The sequence below is a fragment of the Ruminococcus sp. RTP21204st1_B2_RTP21204_210225 genome (assembly GCF_040914135.1).
GTDB classification, from domain to species: Bacteria; Bacillota; Clostridia; order Oscillospirales; family Ruminococcaceae; genus Hominimerdicola; species Hominimerdicola aceti.
The window spans coordinates 1-3,421 of the sequence record NZ_JBCPGA010000090.1 but is presented as its reverse complement, the minus strand read 5'-3'; the positions used below and the strand labels follow the sequence as shown (position 1 = coordinate 3,421).

General features: G+C 42.6%; 3 protein-coding genes and 2 tRNA genes. 2 read left to right on the top strand and 3 right to left on the bottom strand.

Going from position 1 to position 3,421, the window contains the following annotated elements:
* Positions 1 to 213 precede the first annotated feature (213 nt).
* Both AB5123_RS14020 and AB5123_RS14015 read left to right on the top strand, forming a co-directional pair.
* Positions 214 to 302: transfer RNA gene (locus tag AB5123_RS14020), tRNA-Ser, on the top strand.
* Between the two features lie 22 nt (positions 303 to 324).
* Positions 325 to 414, top strand: a tRNA-Ser gene (locus AB5123_RS14015).
* 107 nt (positions 415 to 521) lie between these two features.
* Here the strand turns inward: AB5123_RS14015 and AB5123_RS14010 are convergent.
* The 3 genes from AB5123_RS14010 to AB5123_RS14000 form a co-directional block, all read right to left on the bottom strand.
* Positions 522 to 1,172: a YitT family protein gene (locus tag AB5123_RS14010; RefSeq protein ID WP_243246370.1), complete on the bottom strand. Its 651-nt coding sequence runs from the start codon at positions 1,170 to 1,172 to the stop codon at positions 522 to 524.
* 121 nt (positions 1,173 to 1,293) lie between these two features.
* Entirely contained in the window at positions 1,294 to 2,898 is a 1,605-nt protein-coding gene (pckA, locus tag AB5123_RS14005) for a phosphoenolpyruvate carboxykinase (ATP) (protein WP_287615257.1), read from the bottom strand.
* Between the two features lie 333 nt (positions 2,899 to 3,231).
* Positions 3,232 to 3,421: hypothetical protein (locus AB5123_RS14000; protein ID WP_368364970.1), on the bottom strand; the 190-nt coding region annotated here is incomplete at its 5' end.

The following is a 3,421-nucleotide window of genomic DNA, read 5'->3' as shown; positions in this document are numbered from 1 at the left end:
CCTATGCGTCCCCTCAAATGGTTTTCGCCTATCGAATTTCTTAATAATAGTGTCCAATATGATTGACAAACCTACACGTTAGCATACGAAGGAATATTTATGCTTAAAAAAATTTCGCAAAAAAAATTTGAAAAAGGGGTTGACAAGACAGATGAACTGTGCTATAATAATTAAGTCGCTGAGAGAGAACGACACAAAACAAATAATTAATGTGGACAGGTGTCCGAGTGGTTTAAGGAGCTGGTCTTGAAAACCAGTGATACGGCAACGTACCGTGGGTTCGAATCCCACCCTGTCCGCCACATTTTTTATATATACAGGTTTGCGGATTTACCCAAGTGGTGAAGGGGCTCCCCTGCTAAGGGAGTAGGTCTGGAAACGGGCGCGAGAGTTCAAATCTCTCAATCCGCGCCAGCAAAAGTTTAAGCTTTTGCTTGTATCCGCTTTACGTTATGTAGAGCGGATTTTTTATTATATAAATACTAAAATACCGCAGAGATTTCTGTCCTCTGCGGCGTTTTTTATTCTGCAAGCCCTGCGGCACTTTTCATTCTGTCTTTGAAGAAATGGTCGAATACTGCCACGCACCTTCCCACAAGGAGCATTGCCGCCACCGTTCCGATACCGATACCTATTATCCGCTTGTCAAACAGCAGACCTATCACGCAGGCAATGGCAACACACGATGCGTCAAGTATATTCTTGCCAAAGCCCATGTTCTTTCCAAAGGCTTTTCCTATAGCCTGAGCAAGACCGTCGGCTGGATTCGGCACGAACTTCATGGCTATCATCATTGACATTCCAGAACCCGTGCAGATTATCGCTGCTGCCAGATACAGCGTGTTTTGCCACAAATGCCCGAAATTGAAATCAAGCAGCTTTGAAAACATATTCAGCAGCAGGCTGAACACAATGCTGAATGGTATTTGCAGCCAGTCTATAACAGTTCTGTCGCTGCCTTTTATTATCATTTCTATCACAACGAACAGTGCATATGTAGCAAAAGTCACAAGAGAAAAATTCACATTCCATATACTCGATATGGCAAATGGCACTGATATAATAGTGGATACACCTAGCCCTGTTTTGATGTTCATCGTTATCCCTGCGGCAAGTATCACAAGCCCCATGGCATATATAGCCACCCTTGCGGCATAATTCTTCTTTTCCAAACTAAATTCGCCTCCATACCAATTATACCACCTTCATCACACTTTTTCAAGAGCACAAAAAAGCTGCCGTACCAAAAGGCACAGCAGCTTTTATACTATATAATAGTATCAGAGTTATTGATTATTCCTTTGGACCTGCTGATACAAGAGCCTTACCTGCTGGGTTGCCCTCATACTTAGCAAAGTTCTTAACAAATCTGCTTGCAAGATCCTTAGCCTTTGTCTCCCACTCGGAAGCGTCAGCATATGTGTCACGAGGATCGAGAATTGCAGGATCAACGCCTGGAAGCTCTGTTGGAACTTCAAAGTCAAAGTGTGGTATCTTCTTTGTAGGTGCGTTGAGAATGTCGCCGTTAAGGATAGCGTCGATAATTCCACGAGTATCCTTGATAGAGATTCTCTTGCCTGTGCCGTTCCAACCTGTGTTTACCAGGTATGCCTTAGCACCGCTCTTCTCCATCTTCTTAACAAGCTCCTCAGCATACTTTGTTGGGTGAAGCTCAAGGAAAGCCTGACCGAAGCAAGCTGAGAATGTTGGTGTAGGCTCAGTGATTCCACGCTCTGTACCTGCAAGCTTTGCAGTAAAGCCAGAGAGGAAGTAATACTGTGTCTGCTCTGGTGTGAGGATAGATACTGGAGGAAGTACGCCAAATGCGTCTGCTGAAAGGAAGATAACGTTCTTTGCAGCAGGTGCAGAAGAAATAGGTCTTACAATGTTCTGGATATGGTCGATAGGATAAGATACACGAGTGTTCTCTGTAACGCTCTTATCAGCAAAGTCGATCTTGCCGTTCTCGTCAAGAGTTACGTTCTCAAGAAGAGCGTCTCTTCTGATAGCGTTGTAGATATCAGGCTCAGAATCCTTATCAAGGTTGATGACCTTTGCATAGCAACCGCCCTCGAAGTTGAATACTCCGTTGTCGTCCCAGCCATGCTCGTCGTCACCGATAAGAAGTCTCTTAGGGTCTGTAGAAAGTGTTGTCTTACCTGTACCAGACAGACCGAAGAAGATAGCTGTGTTCTCTCCGTTCTTATCTGTGTTAGCTGAGCAGTGCATTGAAGCCATGCCCTTGAGTGGAAGGAAGTAGTTCATCATTGAGAACATACCCTTCTTCATCTCTCCGCCGTACCAAGTGTTGATGATTACCTGCTCACGGCTTGTGATGTTGAACATAACAGCTGTCTCAGAGTTAAGACCAAGCTCCTTATAGTTCTCTACCTTAGCCTTTGAAGCGTTGTATACAACGAAGTCAGGCTCAAAGTTCTCAAGCTCCTCAGCAGTTGGCTTGATGAACATATTTGTTACAAAGTGAGCCTGCCAAGCAACCTCAACGATGAAACGGATAGCCATTCTTGTATCCTTGTTAGCGCCGCAGAATGCGTCAACTACGAAAAGTCTCTTATTTGAAAGCTCCTTGATAGCGAGTTCCTTAACAGACTTCCAAGCCTCCTGTGAAGCTGGGTGGTTGTCGTTCTTGTACTCGTCAGAAGTCCACCAAACAGTGTCCTTAGAATTTTCGTCCATAACGATGAACTTATCTTTAGGTGAACGGCCTGTATAAACGCCTGTCATAACGTTTACTGCGCCAAGCTCACTTTCCTGACCCTTTTCATAGCCTTCGAGTGTTGGCTTTGTTTCTTCCTCGAACAGCTGCTCGTAAGAAGGATTGTAAACAACTTCTGTAGTTCCGGTGATACCGTACTTGCTCAAATCGATCTTTGACATGTTGCAATAACTCCTTTTCAAAAAAAATATCGTTAATAGGCGCTATAATGAAACAGCACACGCCGGCACATTCATTTTCTTTCCTTATTATTAAGCATAAGCTATACAGAAATTCATCTGACAATTGAAAACACACTGCCAGCATTTCATGCTGTGCTCCTATTACAGCAATATAATTATACCACATATTTTTCTGAATTGCAAGGGTAAACGCAGATTTTGTGAGCTGATTTTTTACATTTCGTTTAAATCTATAACGATTTTTTATGAATAAATGTAATTTCATGGTATAAAATAGATAATAAAAGATATTGACTATTATCAATAGTTAGTTTAAGCTTGCGCGGACGATTTTGCAGTATCAATATAAAATAATTGCATTTTTATGCTTCTTTGCAAAAAAACGCCCCAAATTATGCAAGCAAATTCCGCTTTCCTGCAAACAGAAAAAAGGGGCTGTAAAAAAAGTCCCCAAGAAAAAAGGCTGCGATCTTGCCAAAAAGCAAGACAGCAGTCTTTTTTT

Bases quoted from the DNA above. Each gene is read 5' to 3' on its own strand.
- pckA (WP_287615257.1), bottom strand. From the start codon at position 2,898: ATGTCAAAGATCGATTTGAGCAAGTACGGTATCACCGGAACTACAGAA.